This window comes from Rahnella sp. NRRL B-41462, from assembly GCF_003263525.1.
Classification (GTDB): Bacteria; Pseudomonadota; Gammaproteobacteria; order Enterobacterales; family Enterobacteriaceae; genus Rahnella; species Rahnella aceris.
Map to the genome: position 1 here is coordinate 1 of NZ_JYDF01000125.1, position 15,877 is coordinate 15,877.

At 54.6% G+C, this 15,877-nt stretch carries 14 protein-coding genes and 3 pseudogenes; 7 read left to right on the top strand and 10 right to left on the bottom strand.

The features are described from left to right. The first annotated feature begins 12 nt into the window (after positions 1-12). From UC14_RS23575 to UC14_RS23595, 5 genes and pseudogenes are all read left to right on the top strand, one after another. A pseudogene (locus UC14_RS23575) lies at positions 13-771 on the top strand (LamB/YcsF family protein). Positions 772-904: 133 nt separating this feature from the next. Then, positions 905-1,654, top strand: coding sequence for an SDR family oxidoreductase (locus tag UC14_RS23580; RefSeq protein ID WP_112198547.1), 750 nt, complete (start codon positions 905-907; stop codon positions 1,652-1,654). Positions 1,655-1,704: 50 nt separating this feature from the next. After that, positions 1,705-2,400: an amino acid ABC transporter permease gene (locus UC14_RS23585; protein ID WP_013576019.1), complete on the top strand. Its 696-nt coding sequence runs from the start codon at positions 1,705-1,707 to the stop codon at positions 2,398-2,400. A 4-nt stretch (positions 2,401-2,404) separates the two neighbouring features. Then, the gene (locus tag UC14_RS23590) at positions 2,405-3,154 is read left to right on the top strand and encodes an amino acid ABC transporter permease (RefSeq protein WP_013576020.1); all 750 of its coding nucleotides are present in this window, start codon (positions 2,405-2,407) and stop codon (positions 3,152-3,154) included. 12 nt (positions 3,155-3,166) lie between these two features. Beyond that, a complete protein-coding gene (locus tag UC14_RS23595) occupies positions 3,167-3,904 on the top strand; it encodes an amino acid ABC transporter ATP-binding protein (protein ID WP_013576021.1) in 738 nt (245 codons plus the stop codon). 109 nt (positions 3,905-4,013) lie between these two features. Here UC14_RS23595 and UC14_RS23600 read toward each other — a convergent pair whose 3' ends face one another. From UC14_RS23600 to UC14_RS23610, 3 genes are all read right to left on the bottom strand, one after another. Next, entirely contained in the window at positions 4,014-4,367 is a 354-nt protein-coding gene (locus UC14_RS23600; protein WP_112198548.1) for an MmcQ/YjbR family DNA-binding protein, read from the bottom strand. Between the two features lie 237 nt (positions 4,368-4,604). Further along, a complete protein-coding gene (locus UC14_RS23605) occupies positions 4,605-5,474 on the bottom strand; it encodes an NmrA/HSCARG family protein (protein ID WP_013576024.1) in 870 nt (289 codons plus the stop codon). A 29-nt stretch (positions 5,475-5,503) separates the two neighbouring features. Further along, the gene (locus UC14_RS23610; protein ID WP_232829729.1) at positions 5,504-5,674 is read right to left on the bottom strand and encodes a hypothetical protein; all 171 of its coding nucleotides are present in this window, start codon (positions 5,672-5,674) and stop codon (positions 5,504-5,506) included. 146 nt (positions 5,675-5,820) lie between these two features. Between UC14_RS23610 and UC14_RS23615 the strand changes: the two genes are divergently transcribed. After that, positions 5,821-6,696, top strand: a complete 876-nt coding sequence (locus UC14_RS23615) for a LysR family transcriptional regulator (RefSeq protein ID WP_013576025.1) — start codon at positions 5,821-5,823, stop codon at positions 6,694-6,696. 223 nt (positions 6,697-6,919) lie between these two features. After that, complete coding sequence (locus UC14_RS23620; RefSeq protein ID WP_112198549.1) at positions 6,920-8,233, top strand: FAD-binding oxidoreductase; 1,314 nt, start codon at positions 6,920-6,922, stop codon at positions 8,231-8,233. A 36-nt stretch (positions 8,234-8,269) separates the two neighbouring features. On the opposite strand, the gene UC14_RS23625 is transcribed toward UC14_RS23620, so the two are convergent. From UC14_RS23625 to UC14_RS23655, 7 genes and pseudogenes are all read right to left on the bottom strand, one after another. Further along, positions 8,270-8,926 (bottom strand): methionine ABC transporter permease, encoded by a 657-nt coding sequence (locus tag UC14_RS23625; RefSeq protein ID WP_112152193.1) that lies wholly within the window; start codon positions 8,924-8,926, stop codon positions 8,270-8,272. Then, positions 8,907-10,061, bottom strand: a complete 1,155-nt coding sequence (locus UC14_RS23630) for a methionine ABC transporter ATP-binding protein (protein WP_112198550.1) — start codon at positions 10,059-10,061, stop codon at positions 8,907-8,909. The genes UC14_RS23625 and UC14_RS23630 overlap by 20 nt, the downstream gene beginning before the upstream one ends. Before the next feature lie 11 nt (positions 10,062-10,072). After that, a complete protein-coding gene (locus UC14_RS23635) occupies positions 10,073-10,915 on the bottom strand; it encodes a MetQ/NlpA family ABC transporter substrate-binding protein (protein ID WP_112198551.1) in 843 nt (280 codons plus the stop codon). Between the two features lie 250 nt (positions 10,916-11,165). Next, positions 11,166-13,472 carry a phosphatidylglycerol--membrane-oligosaccharide glycerophosphotransferase gene (gene opgB, locus UC14_RS23640; RefSeq protein ID WP_013576030.1) on the bottom strand — a complete coding sequence of 769 codons (2,307 nt, stop codon included), beginning with the start codon at positions 13,470-13,472 and terminating at the stop codon, positions 11,166-11,168. A 419-nt stretch (positions 13,473-13,891) separates the two neighbouring features. Beyond that, positions 13,892-14,608 (bottom strand): ABC transporter ATP-binding protein, encoded by a 717-nt coding sequence (locus tag UC14_RS23645; protein ID WP_015690111.1) that lies wholly within the window; start codon positions 14,606-14,608, stop codon positions 13,892-13,894. Beyond that, a pseudogene (locus UC14_RS23650) lies at positions 14,605-15,497 on the bottom strand (ABC transporter ATP-binding protein). The gene UC14_RS23645 and the pseudogene UC14_RS23650 overlap by 4 nt, the downstream one beginning before the upstream one ends. Continuing rightward, positions 15,494-15,877, bottom strand: a pseudogene (locus UC14_RS23655) (branched-chain amino acid ABC transporter permease); the annotation flags it as partial. The pseudogenes UC14_RS23655 and UC14_RS23650, both read right to left, overlap by 4 nt.

The window sequence follows — 15,877 nt, forward strand, 5'->3', positions numbered from 1 at the left end:
TTAAACGCCGACATTGGCGAAGGCTTTGGCGATTACACCATCGCCGACGACGCCGCGCTGATGCCGCTGATCACCTCCGCCAACGTGGCCTGCGGGTTTCACGCGGGGGGATGCGGTGATTATGGCGAAAACCGTCGCGCTGGCGAAAAAAGTATCAGGTAGATCTCGGCGCGCCACGTCGGATTCCCCGATTTGTCCGGGTTTGGCCGCCGCCGGATGCACATCGAACCGGAGGTGATGGCACATTACGTCACCTATCAGCTTGGCGCGCTTTCTGCTTTTGCGAAAGCGGCGGATTACCCGCTGACGCACATGAGTTTCCACGGTGCGCTGGGCAATATGGTGTCCGAAGACGCCCGGCTGGCGCGGGTGTTATTGCAGGCGGTGAAGAATTTCGATGCACAAATGATCATCAGCACGATGCCCGGCAACGCCGTCGAGCGCATGGCGCGGGCGCTGGATTTGCCGGTGATTTGTACGTTTCTCGCCGACCGCGCCTATGAAAGCAACGGCCTGCTGGTCAGCCGGACGAAACCGGGCGCGGTTATTCATGACAAAGAGCAGGTACGCGCGCGCATCCGCCAGTTGCTGCGCGAAGGCACGGTGCAAAGCATCGACGGCGTGACGTTGCCGGTGGATGCGACATCGATTCTGGTTCACGGCGATACGCCGGAATCCCTCGAAATGGTGCATACGCTGCGGGAAATTATTGCCGAAATGGACATCGCGCTGATGCCGCCAGCCCGGCAACACCGCCAGATGGCACGGTAAAACACGCTGTTATAAGCCCCTCTTATCGCCTCACACGGTTTATGTCTTATACCGTCTGAGAATTACTGGATACAGTCAGAAAACACCCACCGGCAGAACATGATGGAGCCGGCGGTTTAACAGGAGAGTCGCAATGCCATTTTCAGATTACAAAACCGCACTGGTGACCGGCGCATCGGCCGGAATGGGTGAAGCCATTGTCGAACGCCTTTGTCAGGAAGGGATCACCGTTCATGCTGTCGCACGCCGCGCCGATCAGCTGGCCGCCCTCGCCGCCCGCACCGGTTGTATTCCGCATGCGCTCGACGTCAGCGACCTCGACGCGGTGACGCGCCTGTGCAGCGAGATCAGCGTGGATATTCTGGTGAACAACGCCGGGGTTTCCCGCCCCGGCTCTATCCTGAGCGCCGATGAAGAATCCGTGGATACGCAGGTGGATGTGAATCTGCGCGCCGTTTTGCATCTTTGCCGCCTGCTGGTGCCGGGCATGATGGAACGCGATCGCGGCCACGTCATCAACATCACCTCGATTGCCGCGATTTATAACTTCGGCGGCAACTCGATTTATCACACCACCAAAGCCGGGGTTCACGCCCTGTCGCGCCAGCTACGCGTTGACTGCTACGGCAAGCGTGTGCGCATCACTGAAATCTGCCCGGGTCGCGTGGCGACTGACATTTTCGGCAATGTTTCCGGCGATCACGAAGAAGCCCGCCGCCGTTTCATTGACGGTTTTGAACTGCCCGAAGCCAAAGACATCGCCGATTGCGTGGCGTTTGCCGTTTCTGCGCCGATTGCCGTCAACATCGGCAACATCGAAATCACCCCGACGTTGCAGGTTCCCGGTGGCCTTTCCACCATGCGCCCCGGCGAAGGTCTGTGATCTTTTTCCTATAAACCCACAGTTCAACCATTCAGGAGGGTGAAAATACGATGACGCTCGATTTCAGCAAAGTCCTGACCGGTCAGTTCGGGCAGATGATCGTCGATGGCATGGTTGTCACCCTCAAGCTGGCGCTGGGGTCCTGGCTGCTCGCGATGTGTATTGCCCTGCTGCTGGTCGTCATCCGGCTGACGCACAAACGCGCCGCTGAATATTTCGTCCGCGCCTATGTGTCGTATCACCGCAATGTGCCGACGCTTATTCAGCTGATGATGTGGTATTTCGCCATTCCGACGCTGCTGCCGGAATCTGTGCAGATGTGGATTAACGATTTCAACGCCGAGTTTCTGTTCTCGATGTTTGCGCTCGGATTGTGTCAGGCGGCGTATTTCTCTGAAGACATCCGCAGCGGATTACGCGCTATTCCTGAAGGGCAAACCGAAGCATCACGCGCGCTGGGCATGAGTTACACCCGATCGCTGCGTTCGGTTATTTTACCGCAGGGTATCCGCAACGCGCTGCCTTCGCTGCTCAACCACACCGTTTTACTGTTCAAAAACACCAGTCTGGCTATGGTCATTGGCGTAGCTGAACTGACTTACGTGACCCGTGATATTGAAAACCAGACGTTCCGGACTTTCGAATCGTATCTGGTGGCCTCTGCCGGTTATCTGTTCTTCTCTCTGCTGCTGATGGGTGCTGGCGCGTTGCTGGCCCGCCGGTTCCAGCGGGCCTACGCGAGGTAATCACATGCTCGAGATGTTCACGATTTTGCACGACAACGGGATGCTGTTCCTGATGGGGCAATATCCGCAGGGACCGCTCGGCGGGATACTTTGTACGTTACTGATTTCCCTGCTGGCCGTTTTGTTTGCACTGCCGGTGGGTATTCTCCTCGGGCTGGCGCGTTTATCGCCTTTCCGCTGGCTGAGCTGGCCCGCTGCCTGCTGGGTCTACGGCTTACGCGGCATTCCGCTGCTGATGGTGGTGTTCTGGACGTATTTCTGTGTTCCGCTGTTAATCGGTCACAACATCAGCGGCTTCAGCACCATGCTGTGTACGCTGGTGATTTATGAAAGTGCGTATATCGCCGAGATCGTGCGCGGCGGTATTCAGGCGCTGCCGGGCGGCCAGTACGAAGCGGCGCGCGCTTTAGGGATGAGTTATTTCAAAACGCTGCGTCTGATTATTCTGCCGCAGGCGTTATACAACACGCTGCCAAGTCTGGTCAGCCAGCTGGTTTCTATCATTAAAGACAGCACGCTGGGTTACGTCATTAACGTGCCGGAGCTGACCTTTGCCGCTAATCAGGTGAATAACCAACTGCTGACCAAACCTTTTCAAGTCTTCGCGATTGTCGCGATTGGCTATTACATCATCTGTTTCAGCCTGACGTGGCTGGCCAATAAGCTTGAAGCCCGTATCACGCGCAAACGGCAGAACCGGATGCCGGAAGCGGAGAAAATGACGAAGGCTCCACTGCTGAAGACTCAATCATAATAAGGAACGACGATGCGACCAATGATCTTATTTAATCAGGTTAATAAATGGTATGGCGAATATCAGGCGCTCACCGACCTGAGTGCTGAAATTAGAAGCGGTGAAGTCGTGGTGGTTTGCGGACCGTCCGGCTCGGGCAAATCAACGCTGATCCGCACCGTGAACCGGCTGGAACCTATTGAAGAGGGCCAGATCCTGTTCGATGGCATGGATATTCATGGCACCAGCACCCGCCTGAATCAGTTGCGCACGCGTATCGGTTTTGTCTTCCAGAACTTTAATCTTTTCCCGCACGTTTCGGTGCTGGACAACATCATGATGTCGCCGGTAAAGGTGCTCGGCGTGAAACGTCAGGAAGCGCGCAAGCACGCGGGTGAACTGCTGGAACGTGTCGGATTATCACACAAAGCCAATGCCTATCCGGCACAGCTTTCCGGCGGGCAGCAGCAACGTGTTGCCATCGCCCGGGCATTAGCCATGAAACCGCCGGTGATGTTGTTTGATGAACCGACGTCGGCGCTTGATCCGGAAATGGTCGGTGAAGTCCTGAATGTGATGCGCAGTCTGGCACGTGAAGGTATGACCATGATGTGCGTCACACACGAAATGAATTTTGCCCGCGACGTGGCGGACACAATCTGGTTTATGGATCAGGGGAAAATTCTGGAAAAATCCAAACCGGAAAACTTCTTCAATCATCCGCAACACCCGCGTGCCAGGAAGTTTTTAAGTGACTTATTGCACCATTAATTATGCACGTGGCGTATTCCTTTGCAGCGCCTTGCCGCTCAGAGCTTATCCATCAAAGGGGGCTTAAGAAATAACGCCTGCATAGGTATCTCTGTCTTTGAATATATTATCAGCATGTCAGTTCATGACTGTCGGCAAGCAGCTCGTGTATTTCATCTGCCGGCAGCGGTCCGGAAAGGATCACACTGACCCAGTGCTCTTTATTCATATGATAAGCAGGCAAAATGCCGTCTTTCTGACGTAATGAGCCGATGTGCTCCGGCCGGACCTTAACCTCAAGTATGTCGACTTTATCTTCCGTTTTCAGCCCCAGCTTGGTACCGGATACATTCATCACGAGACCAAACCATTTATCACCATTGTGATGACGAAGCACGGCATAATCCGGCAGGTTACGCCAGAGATATTCCGGCTCCGAATTATAGTGTTCCCGCGCGTACCTGAATAACGACTCTCTTTTCATAATCACTCCCGTATCGTCGGTTTATACCGTTCTGACCAGCCCGTTCCAGCGCCTGCGCGGGTATGCACAGAGTCGTATCCAGGGTGAAACCTGTGCGGATGAGGAACTGCCGAACCCAGTACATACCGTATCCTCCTGAGAAGATGCCTGCAAGGTAACAAGTGCCTGACTGGGTTACGTTTACCGGTTGTTCGGCGGCGTACTGCCTGACAGTAAACCGCCCCTTTGCCTCGCGGTTTAGCTCCCGGCAACAGACTCGCGAACGAAATCTTCATAAGTGCGCAGCGGGTGTCCAATGAGAGCCTGTAGCTGTTCTGCGGTTCCTTCAGCAGCTTGCATGCCGAACGTCTGAATACCAGCCATCATCAGGCTCATGTCATAAGCCAGCCAGTTGGGACCGTACGAGGCGAGTTGCCCTTCAAACGCGGTGACGTCATCTCCCCCGTAGGTAATCTCGCGACCCAGGGCTGAACTCCAGATCTTCGCCACGGACGCACCGGTCAGCGGTTGCGGCCCAATCAACTCCAGCGTGACAGGATCCAGCGCAGACGATGCCTTGTCGCGTCGCAGCAACTCAGCCACGGCGACATCCGCGATATCGCGCGCATCAATCATTGAGACGCCCGCCGAGCCGACAGGCATCGGGTACACCGCGTAGTTCTGAATCGTCTGTTGAACCATCAGGTCGTTTTGCATGAAATAAGCCGGACGCAGAATGGTGGCGGGGATGTCATGACTTTTGATCATGCGTTCAACCGTATGCTTGCCGGTAAAGTGCGGAACGTTGGTGAATTTATCAGCATGGATCACCGACAAATAAACGATACGCTCAATACCCGCCTCGCGGGCGAGGTTCAGGGCGATCAGGGCCTGAGTAACCTCATCGGGCGTAACCGCATTCAGCAGAAACAGCGTTCGTACCGATGACAGCGCGGCACGCATCGACGCGACGTCGGTCAGGTCTGCAACGACTTCCGTAACCCCTGCCGGAAACTCGCGCTTACCCGCCTGGCGTACCAGGGCTTTGACCCCGGCGCCAGCGTCAGCCAGACCCTGAATGATAAGTGAACCAATGGTGCCCGTGGCACCGGTAACGAGAATGCTCATATTTAACTCCTGCAAGATAGTGATAATGGTTAACGTGAGAAATCCGCAACGACCTTACCGGTCCGTGAAACGGTACGATTACGTTCGATTGCGTTGGGAATATCAGCGAAGCCCACTACGCCGCCAATTCTGGACTGTAGCGTGCCGCTGGCGACGTCGTTGGCCAGCTTCCCGAGTAATACCAGATCGGGCTTATTCATAAACCAGAGACCCCAATCAGTACGGCGCGTTGTACGTTGTTCATTGCAGTTCCTCGTAGCAAGTTCTGATAACGAGACAATATTCCGTTGCAATTAAAAAACAAAGATCCTAAAACTTAGACACCTTGTCTCATAAATGGAACACCATGAACCTGAACGCGCTGTCTGATTTTATACTCGTCGCCACAAATGAAGGGCTGGGGAAGGCAAGCCGCGCAAGCGGCATTTCCAAAGCCACGCTATCGCGACGCATCGCAGATCTTGAGGAGCAACTGGGTGTGAGGCTGATCGAGCGAAGCGCTCGCGGTTTGAAGCTCACCGAAGCCGGGGCGACGCTGATCTCCCGGACTGAAGGCCTGCTGAGTGAGGTGACCGAAGCCATGACGGCGGTCGGTGATGGTGTTTCGACGCCTCGTGGACGTTTGCGTGTCGCCGCTCCGGTCCTGTTTTCCCAGCTTGCGATGGGGCGCATTGGTGCCGAATTCTGTGCGGCCTACCCGGAAATTGAAATTGAAATCGTGGCGGAAGATCGCATGGTAGATCTGGTCGAGGAACAATTTGACGTCGCAATCCGCATCAACCCAAGCCCCGACAGCAATTTAGTCGGACGGTGTTTCGCCAAAGACAGGCTGGTTGTCGTGGCCGCACCTGAAATAATCAGGCCACTACCCGGCGCAATCAGGCCAGTGCCCGGCATCGTAACGTCGAGCTTCCAGCCTGCCCACTGGAGTCTCGATGGCGGGCAACTGGTCCTGGAGCCGATCCCAAAATTGCGCTTCTCTTCGTTACTGATGGTCCGCGATGCGGCAATCGCCGGCGGTGGGGCTGCCCTCATTCCGCAATCCATCGCATGGAACCAGCTTGCCCGCGGCGATTTAGTTCAGTGGGGCATCGTGTCGGGGGCAGAGCGGGAACTTTGGGTTTTGCATACTTCCAGGCGGCTTGCTGCGCCAAAAGTTCGCGCATTCGTCGATTTCCTGTGCGCCCGATACCCGGACATGTCTCTGGTTCTCAACGGATAGCGCTCTCAATTTTTTCTTTCGCGCAACAGGAGGATTTCATAGCCAACTTCCGGAGACAGGCGACCGGTCACCGGCAAAATTCTCAGGGGGTAGCAGACGACCAGATTCAGCCGCTATCTGTGCAGTATTCAGCTCACCTTCTTTTGATAGCATTAATCCGCATTAGACATCTATACGTCTATCCCTTAGGATCATTGCACCCGGGATAACCACCTGACAGACAATGAAAATTAAACATTTACCTCTTGATCAAAATATTAACGGCTGGGCGGCGCTGCGGGGTGATATTCCCCGCCATCCGGCTTTACGTGGAAAAGTCACGGCAGACTGGCTGGTGATTGGTGCAGGCTTTGCCGGGCTGGCATTTGCCCGTCGTATTGCCGAGCTTCGGCCGCATGAGCATGTTGTGGTACTCGAGGCGCTCGACGTGGCCGATAACGCTTCGGCCCGTAATTCGGGTTTTGTGATTGATTTACCGCATACCGTCGGCAGCACATCGGCTGAGCTGGAACACGCCAATGCGTACCGGCGTCTTTTACAGTACGGGTTGCATCATCTGAAAGAGACCGTCGATAAGCATGATATTGCGTGCGACTGGCTGAATTCAGGCAAATACCATTGCGCCGTGAGTGCGCAGTTTGACGGTGAAATCGCGCATTATCAGCAGGAACTCACCACGCTCGGCGAAAGCTTTGAGCTGCTGGACAGAGCCGCACTCCGTCAGCGTTTGGGCACCGGTTTTTACCGCAGCGCGGTGTACACGCCCAACTGTATTCTGGTGAATCCGGCGGCGCTGATCAGCGGGCTGGTGGCCACGTTGCCGGCAAACGTCACGGTTTATGCCAACTCGCCTGCGTTGCAGATTGACACTCAGGGCACTATTCATGCAGAAACGCCGCACGGCGAAGTGCGTGCCGGTAAACTGATGCTGGCGATCAATGGTGCAGCACGCGGGTTACCGCTGTTCAAAGGCAACGTCTTCGCGATGTCGACGTTTGCAACACTGACTGAACCGCTGTCACCCGCACAACGTCAGCTTATCGGTGATATTGCGCCGTGGGGCTCGACGCCGGTGAATGCACTGGCGGGTGCGACGTTGCGCTATACCTCTGACCATCGCTTCCTGATCCGCGAACACGTCAACTTTACGCCAGGTCTGGTGACCCGTGCGGTAGAAACCGGCCGTCATGCCCGCCGCCATCAGGCATTATTTGCCCGTATTTATCCGCAGTTACAGGACGTCAATATGGCGTACACCTGGTCGGGGCTGATCAGCATTACGCGCAACGGCGCGCCGGTATGGGGGAATATTGCGCCGAACGTGTATTCGTCAGCGGGATGTAATGGTTCCGGCAGTTCCAAGCAGAGTGCGTTCGGGCGGTTGCTGGCGGAACATGCGCTGGGAGAGGACAATCCGTTGCTGGCCGATATGCAGGGCATCGGACGCGCCAGTTATCTGCCACCGCGCCCGTTCCTGGATGTCGGTGTGAAAGGATTTATGACGCGTGAACGCTGGCGTTCACGCAGCGAGTTGTAGAGACTGAACATAGCCGGTCGCCGCATAACCGGCTTTTTAATGACGTTTATCGACGCGCGCCACGATACGATCGCCCAGCCACTGAATGCCGCAAACCATCACAATCAGCACGACGATCACTTCTATCATCACCACCGTTTCGAAACGCTGATAACCGTAACGGATTGCCAGATCACCCAGTCCGCCTGCGCCGATAGCGCCCGCCATCGCCGATGCGCCAATCAACGCCACCAGCGTGACCACAAATCCGGACAAAATACCGGGCAGCGCTTCCGGGATCAGCACGTCCCAGACAATACGCAGTTTACTGGCACCCATCGCGCGGACGGCGTCAGTCAGTCCGCGATCCACGTCGCGCAGCGAGACTTCTGCCACGCGGGCGAAATACGGCGTGGCGGTAATCGACAGCGGAACAATCGCCGCCCAGGTGCCGAGCGATGTGCCCACCAGAAAACGGGTTACCGGGATCAGCGCCACCAGCAAAATGATAAATGGCAGAGAACGGAAACCGTTGATCACCAGTCCGAGCGAGCGGTTAACCCAGCGATTTTCGGCAATGCCGCCGGGACTGCTCATCACCAGAATCAGGCCCAGCGGCAAACCCGCGATCAGCGAGAACAGGCCGGAAACTGCCGTCATCAGCAACGTTTCTTCGACGGCGTTAATCAGTAAATCAATCATTACCGGAGACATAACCTGTCAGCTCCACGGTGGCCTGGTGCTGTCGCAGCCAGTCTAAAACAACCTGCTCAGATGCCGTATCGTTTACCGGCACTGAGAAGAAGAAACGCACAACGGCATAATGCTGAATATGATCCACGCCGCCCTGGATCAGCCGGAATTTGCCCGGTAATGCCGTCGCCATTTGAGTGAGTATTTCGCCCTGCCGCCCCTGCTCCGCATACTGGACGCTGTAAATGGCCTCGCCCTGACGTACCGGCGACAACCGTTCAGCCAGCGCTTCCGGCAGTTGCGGCAATAATCCCTGTAACAGCGTACGGGTCAGCGCGGACTGCGGATGCGCAAACACCTGCCACACCGGCCCCTCTTCGATAATTTCACCGCCATTAATCACCGCCACGCGATGCGCGATTTTTTTAATCACCTCCATCTCATGGGTGATCAGCAAAATGGTGATGCCGAGTTTCTGATTGAGGGATTGCAGCAGCGCCAGAATCGAACGCGTGGTTTCAGGATCGAGCGCCGATGTCGCTTCATCGCAAAGTAAAAGTGCCGGACTGGCTGCCAGCGCACGGGCAATACCGACGCGCTGTTTCTGACCGCCGGACAACGCCGCCGGATAGTTCCTTGCCTTATCTTCCAGCCCGACCAGCGCCAGCAGCTCGGCGACACGCGCCTGACGCCGTGCCTTGTCGTATCCGGCGATTTTCAATGGCAGCGCGACATTCTGCTCAACCGTTTTGGCCGACAGCAAATTGAAATGCTGGAACACCATCCCCACGCGGCTGCGCACTGACTGCAAGGCTTTCTCGCTCAGGCCGGTGATGGCATGGCCTTCGATTTCAATCACGCCGCTGTCCGGCTGTTCCAGTCCGTTCAGGCAGCGGATCAGGGTGGATTTCCCCGCACCGCTGCGGCCAATAATGCCCAGGATTTCGCCCCGCCGGACCGTCAGCGAGACATCTTTCAGCGCCTGAATTGTGCCGAACTGACGGCTTACATGGTCAAGGCGCACGACGTCATGCACCTCATCCTGATGCGTTTTCAGAGTGCCACCGGCAAACTGCCCGGCGTTAGCCGGGCGTGGAGGGGCTTTTTCTGAAGACGTCGCCGTGAACTGCGCACCGGTTTCAGAGATGATCGTCATGCTTTACATCCTTACCAGGCCGTCACGCCGGTGCCTTTATAGACCTTATCAAACACCTGTTTGACAGCCTCGTTCTGGTAAGAACTGACCAGCGTTTTCACCCACGGCGCATTCACATTTTCAGTTTTCACCGCGATGAAGTTGTTGTAAGGATTATTCTTTACCGGTTCCTGCGCGATACGATCCGCAGGCGTCAGGCCACTTTTCAGCGCCCAGTCGGTGTTCACAATCGCAGCATCCAGATCCGGCACGGAGCGGCCGATAATGCCGGAATCCAGCTCTTTAATGGTGACGTGGCGCGGGTTCTCAATGATATCCGCCGTAGTGGCGAAAATACCGGCGCCCGGTTTGAGTTTGATCACGCCAGATTGCTGAAGCAGGATCAGCCCGCGCGCTTCGTTCGCCGGGTCATTCGGCACGCCAATCACCGCCCCTTCTTTCAGCTGGTCGGCAGATTTTACTTTTTTAGAGTACAACCCGATTGGCCACACAGCGGTATCACCCACGCGCACGATGTTGTAGTGATTCACTTTGATCTGGTTATCGAGGAAAGGCTGATGCTGGAAGGCATTGGCATCCACTTCGCCGTTTTGCAGGGCTTCGTTTGGCTGGTTGTAATCGTTGAAAATCACCGGTTTTACCGTCAGACCTTTTGCTGCGGCCTGTCTGACCACTTCACGCCAGACATCTTCGTCTTCCCCGCTGATAATACCGACCTTAACCGTGGTTTTATCGGCGGCCTGTGCCGCACTCAGCGGCGCCAGCACGCTGCCGGAAATGATCACTGCCGAGGTTGCGGCCAGTAAAACAGCACGGTGAATACGGGTCTTTGTTTTGTTGAATGTCTTGCGCATACGCTATCCCCAAAAGTGTGATGAGATGCCTGCTCCGGGCTGTGTTTCCGTGCAGGAATTTGGCGAGTATACCCATCGGCTTATTTCTTTATAATATTGTTTTAATGATAGTTATTCTTGAAATGAATAACCGAAATGGGATAGTAAAGCGATAAAAATGCTAAGTGTTATTTCAATTGCCATTTCCCCAATTTGCTTCCAATAAAAAACCCGCCGGAGCGGGTTTTTAACATTTCGGGCAAACAGCGGATTAAGACTGCGGATCCACCGGCTGAACTTCAAGAGAAACCATGCCGATGCCCAGTTTACGAGGCTGGAAGCCGCCGCTGGTGCCTTCAGTGGGTTCGGTCGGTTCCGGCGGCGTGATGACGATACTTTGCTCCGCTCCCGGATTGGTGAACTGTACTTTCACGATACCGTCTTTATCGCCGAAGGTGACAAACTGCTCCTGATCCCCGACACGGACGGAAACCGGCTTATCGATGTTATTGCCGTAAGCCCGTGCGCGGATCACCACATCAAAGGTGGCGGGCAGCGGTTTAACGTAATCAATTTTCACCGACGGTGCCAGATTGGCATCTGACCAGCGTCCCCAGTTTTCAACGGCTGAAACACCGGTAATCGCTTTTACCTGCTCCGGCAATCCCGGCACCATAAAAGCGATGGCTTTCGACTGATAAGTGGTGGCGGAATCATCAATGTTCAGCGTCTTCAGGGTTTGCTGATAAATCGCATTGCTGCCCGAGGTGTCTTTCACGAAGTCCACTTTACCTTTGAAGGTATCACCGGTGATCTGCACGATCGTCGGCTTCGCCCCGAGGTTCCCCGATGCAACGCACAGGCCGGTATTGAGCGACAACTCTGGTGCCCAGACGCGTCCCATTTCGTAGCATTTATCAACCCAGACAAAGTTATCGCTGGTCGCCAGTCCGGCCAGTTGTTTTTTCAGCGGCGTGGACAGATAGACATCAAACATCGGCTCAATTTTGTCTGCCGTGACCTTCAGAATAAACGGCGTTTTGATGGTCATGCCGGAGAAGGTGAAAGTGCTGTCTTTGGTATTCACCGCATAGTCTTTGATGCTGTTCGGGAAGCCCCACTGTTTGATGACCGCCGGTTTCCAGGCATTCACTTTGTCATCAATATTGAGGAACTGCGCAGTCATCGATGTCGCAGAAACACCGCTGCGTCCAAGACCGATGTAGTTGTCGCCGCCCATCATATCCAGTACGGTCGCGCCATTATCCAGGGTGCTGCGTTTCGCACCGTTCAGCTCCCCCGCCGGATGACGCCCGTCGAGTACGAAGAACAGGTCTTTACGGTTCTGTTTGGTCAGAATGTTGTAAGCCGTGTTGTTCATCGCCAGATGATCGGAAGACACCACAATGATGGTGTTATCGAAATAACCGGACTTTTTAATCTTATCGATAAATGCGGCAATCAGTTCCTGACTGCAGGACACGGCGCTCAGAGACTGGTTGGCTTTACCGTTCACTTTATATTCCTTGCGGGTACAGCCGCGGGAAATAAAGCCGTCAGGATGATGCGTATCAACGGTCAGCGTGAACAGTGAGAACGGCTTACCTTCCTGACTCAGCGTCACGAATTTTTTGTACACCTCATCCAGCAAGGTGTCGTCATACCAGCCCCAGTCATTTTTATAGGACGGGTCCGCGACAGTCGGACGCAATTCGTTGTAACCATAAAGATGGTCGAAACCATGGGATTTCAGGAAGGTCCCTTTGCCTGCGAAAGCCAGTTCAGCGCCCTGATAAAAATAGTTGGTATAACCTGCACCTTTGAGCACATCACCAAGACAGACGTTTTCAGGGTAGAAAGTCGCCAGTGCACTGGAGGCATTACCATCAAACGGCGCAAACAGCGGGATCCCACACTGAGAAGCCACCATACCTGCAATGGTATAGCCAGTGCCCGGCAACTGTTTGGTGTTGGTGAAATCCGTACTCTGTGCTTTATGGCGGTTTAATTCAGTGGTCAGGCCAGGGAAGACTTTGTCATCAAAATACGTGCGTTCCAGACTCTCGCCGTAGATATAAACCAGGTTAGGCTTTTTCGCGCCTTTAATGGCTTTTTCGGGCACTTTGTAATAGGTACTAAAATCTGCACCGCTGCCTGAGATTTGCGTTTTGACCAGACGCGAGATGTTCTGGAATGCCTGTGTGGAACCGACAGAAAAGACCGCCAGCACCACGGCCAGCGCACTGTAGACCGCGCTGCTGTTTTTGGCACGACGCTGCTTCAGCCCCCACGCCAGCAAAGCGAATACGCTAACAAGCCCTGCCAGTAAACCGATAAATGGCAGGATATATTTATTGAGCCCCGCCCCTTTCAGGCTACTGGTGACGGTATATAACACCGCGTCCGTGATGCCTTCACCGGTGAAATAATTGCTGCCGATCAGGATGACGTTAAGAATGACGTAAAGCCCGAGGAAAAACAGCACCAGTGAAAACCAGACACGGCTGGCCGACGCCCGCGTGACGTAGAGAAAAATAGAAGAAAGAAATAATACGAAGGAAATTATCTCAGAAGCCATTTCAGCACCCTGTCTGATTTAAACAATAAACTCTACGACCCATTTCTGCTGTTTTACGAGCAGCGCCGACGGTTCAACTCATCGAGCGAATGACCCGTTTGTCATTCACTTACTTCATCCCTGAGACAGGAAAATTCATGCCAAAAACGGATAGCGCTATATAGCCTGTTGATCCTGGTGGGTCAACGCCTTAACACGGCTTCAGGCCACTGATGTGCCCAAAAAAACTGACGTTTTACAAATTCATGACAGCTAATTCCGCATGATACCTCAGAAAATTAACTTTCCGGTCACCTTTCTGTAAGAATTGCATGATAGCGGAATACTGTGGGCGAAATGTGGAGGCAGGTTGAAAATGCGGAAAAAAGTTGGCGGGAAGGCCCGCAATACGGGGTATCGCGGGCGTTGAGGATGAAAAATCAGATTCCTCCGAGATAAGCTTTCCGCACCTCCTGATTATGTAAAAGTTCCTCGCCTGAACCGCTAAGCCGAATTTGTCCGTTGACCATCACATAACCCCGGTCAGAAAGCCTGAGCGCATGATGCGCATTTTGCTCCACCAGAAAGATAGTCATGCCGTTTTTTGCCAGTTCGCGCAAGGTCTGGAAAATCTGTTTAACGATAATAGGCGCCAGCCCAAGACTCGGTTCATCGAGCAGTAACAGCTTCGGGCGACTCATCAGCGCACGGGCAATTGCCAGCATTTGCTGTTCACCACCGGACATGGTCATCGCCCGTTGTTTACGGCGTTCCTTCAGGCGCGGGAATAACTCAAACATGGTGTGCAGATCTTCTGCCGCGTGTTTATTCCCGACGGGAATGGTGCCCATCAGCAGGTTTTCTTCCACGGTCATATCCGGAAAAACACGTCGCCCTTCCGGCGATTGCGCTATGCCAGCCGAAGCCACAAAGTGTGTCGATTTGCGGCTGATATCTTCCCCGCGAAACAGGATCTGCCCGCTCTGTATACGTGGCTGACCGAATATCGACATCAGCAGCGTTGATTTCCCGGCACCGTTAGCACCAATCAACGCCACCGTTTCCCCCTCATGCACCTGCAAAGAGACCTGCTGTAATGCCTGAATCGCCCCGTAATACACATTCACATCACGAAATTCCAGCATCGCGTCGCTCATAAGCTGACCTCGTCGTCTTCATCAGCACCCAGATACGCGGCAATGACTTTCTCATCGTTCTGAATAGCCTGCGGTATTCCTTCGGCAATCACATCGCCGTGGTCGAGCACGATAATGTGGTCGGAAATGTCCATCACCATGCCCATATCATGTTCGATCAGCAGCACGGTGATGTCGTGATGATCGCGCAGGAAGCGGATAATTTTGCTCAGCGTACGTGTTTCAACCGGATTCAGACCGGCTGCCGGTTCGTCCAGGCAAATCATTTCCGGCGCGGTACACATCGCACGGGCGATTTCCAGCCGGCGCTGCTGACCGTAAGACATTTCCCCTGCCAGCCGGTTGGCACAATCCACCAGTTCCACCACTTCCAGCCAGTAAAATGCGCGGTCCAGCGCCTGATTTTCCGCACGGCGATAACCCGGCGTATTGAGCACACCGGCAATCAGGTTGCGGTTGGTTTGCATGTGCTGAGCGACCAGCAGATTTTCAACCACCGACATTTCACGAAACAGCCGGATATTCTGAAAGGTACGCGCCAGCCCGGCGCGGTTAACCAGGTGTGTACCGCCGAACATTTTGTAGAAAATACGTTTGCCCAGTTGCGCCGGTTTTATCCAGTCATCAGGCTGAAATTTCTGCCCGAGCACCTGGATTACATTGGTCTCCGGCGGCGCGTATTGAGCAAAATATTGCCGCCGGACGCTTTATAAAAACCTGTCAGGCAATTAAATACCGTGGTTTTTCCTGCGCCGTTCGGGCCGATCAGCGCGGTAATCGATCCGCGTTTCACCGCAAGATTCACATCGTTCAGCGCCTTAATGCCGCCGAAATGCATGCGCAAATGCTCGACACTCAGGATGTTGTTATCCGCTAACGCTTCGCTCATGGCGCGACTCCTTTACGCACGGCAAACCCGCTGCGGCTGATGCGGATCAACCCGCGTGGCCGCCAGATCATCATCACCACCATTAAAACGCCGAACAGCAATACGCGATATTCGGCAAAGCTGCGCAACAGTTCCGGCGCGACGGTCAGCACAAATGCCGCCAGCACCACGCCGATGGTTGAGCCCATACCGCCCAAAACCACAATAGCGAGAATCAGTGCAGATTCGAAAAAGGTGAAAGAGGTCGGATTAACGAAGCCCTGATACGTGGCGAAAAACACGCCCGCAATTCCGGCTGTGGAAGCCCCGAGGGTAAAGGCAGACAGCTTGACCAGCACATGATTCAGCCCCATCGCGCGGCAGGCAATCTCATCCTCACG

Coding starts and splice junctions, on each gene's coding strand:
- UC14_RS23580 (WP_112198547.1), top strand. CDS start 905: ATGCCATTTTCAGATTACAAAACCGCACTGGTGACCGGCGCATCGGCC.
- UC14_RS23585 (WP_013576019.1), top strand. CDS start 1,705: ATGACGCTCGATTTCAGCAAAGTCCTGACCGGTCAGTTCGGGCAGATG.
- UC14_RS23590 (WP_013576020.1), top strand. CDS start 2,405: ATGCTCGAGATGTTCACGATTTTGCACGACAACGGGATGCTGTTCCTG.
- UC14_RS23595 (WP_013576021.1), top strand. CDS start 3,167: ATGCGACCAATGATCTTATTTAATCAGGTTAATAAATGGTATGGCGAA.
- UC14_RS23600 (WP_112198548.1), bottom strand. CDS start 4,367: ATGAAAAGAGAGTCGTTATTCAGGTACGCGCGGGAACACTATAATTCG.
- UC14_RS23605 (WP_013576024.1), bottom strand. CDS start 5,474: ATGAGCATTCTCGTTACCGGTGCCACGGGCACCATTGGTTCACTTATC.
- UC14_RS23610 (WP_232829729.1), bottom strand. CDS start 5,674: ATGAATAAGCCCGATCTGGTATTACTCGGGAAGCTGGCCAACGACGTC.
- UC14_RS23615 (WP_013576025.1), top strand. CDS start 5,821: ATGAACCTGAACGCGCTGTCTGATTTTATACTCGTCGCCACAAATGAA.
- UC14_RS23620 (WP_112198549.1), top strand. CDS start 6,920: ATGAAAATTAAACATTTACCTCTTGATCAAAATATTAACGGCTGGGCG.
- UC14_RS23625 (WP_112152193.1), bottom strand. CDS start 8,926: ATGTCTCCGGTAATGATTGATTTACTGATTAACGCCGTCGAAGAAACG.
- UC14_RS23630 (WP_112198550.1), bottom strand. CDS start 10,061: ATGACGATCATCTCTGAAACCGGTGCGCAGTTCACGGCGACGTCTTCA.
- UC14_RS23635 (WP_112198551.1), bottom strand. CDS start 10,915: ATGCGCAAGACATTCAACAAAACAAAGACCCGTATTCACCGTGCTGTT.
- opgB (WP_013576030.1), bottom strand. CDS start 13,472: ATGGCTTCTGAGATAATTTCCTTCGTATTATTTCTTTCTTCTATTTTT.
- UC14_RS23645 (WP_015690111.1), bottom strand. CDS start 14,608: ATGAGCGACGCGATGCTGGAATTTCGTGATGTGAATGTGTATTACGGG.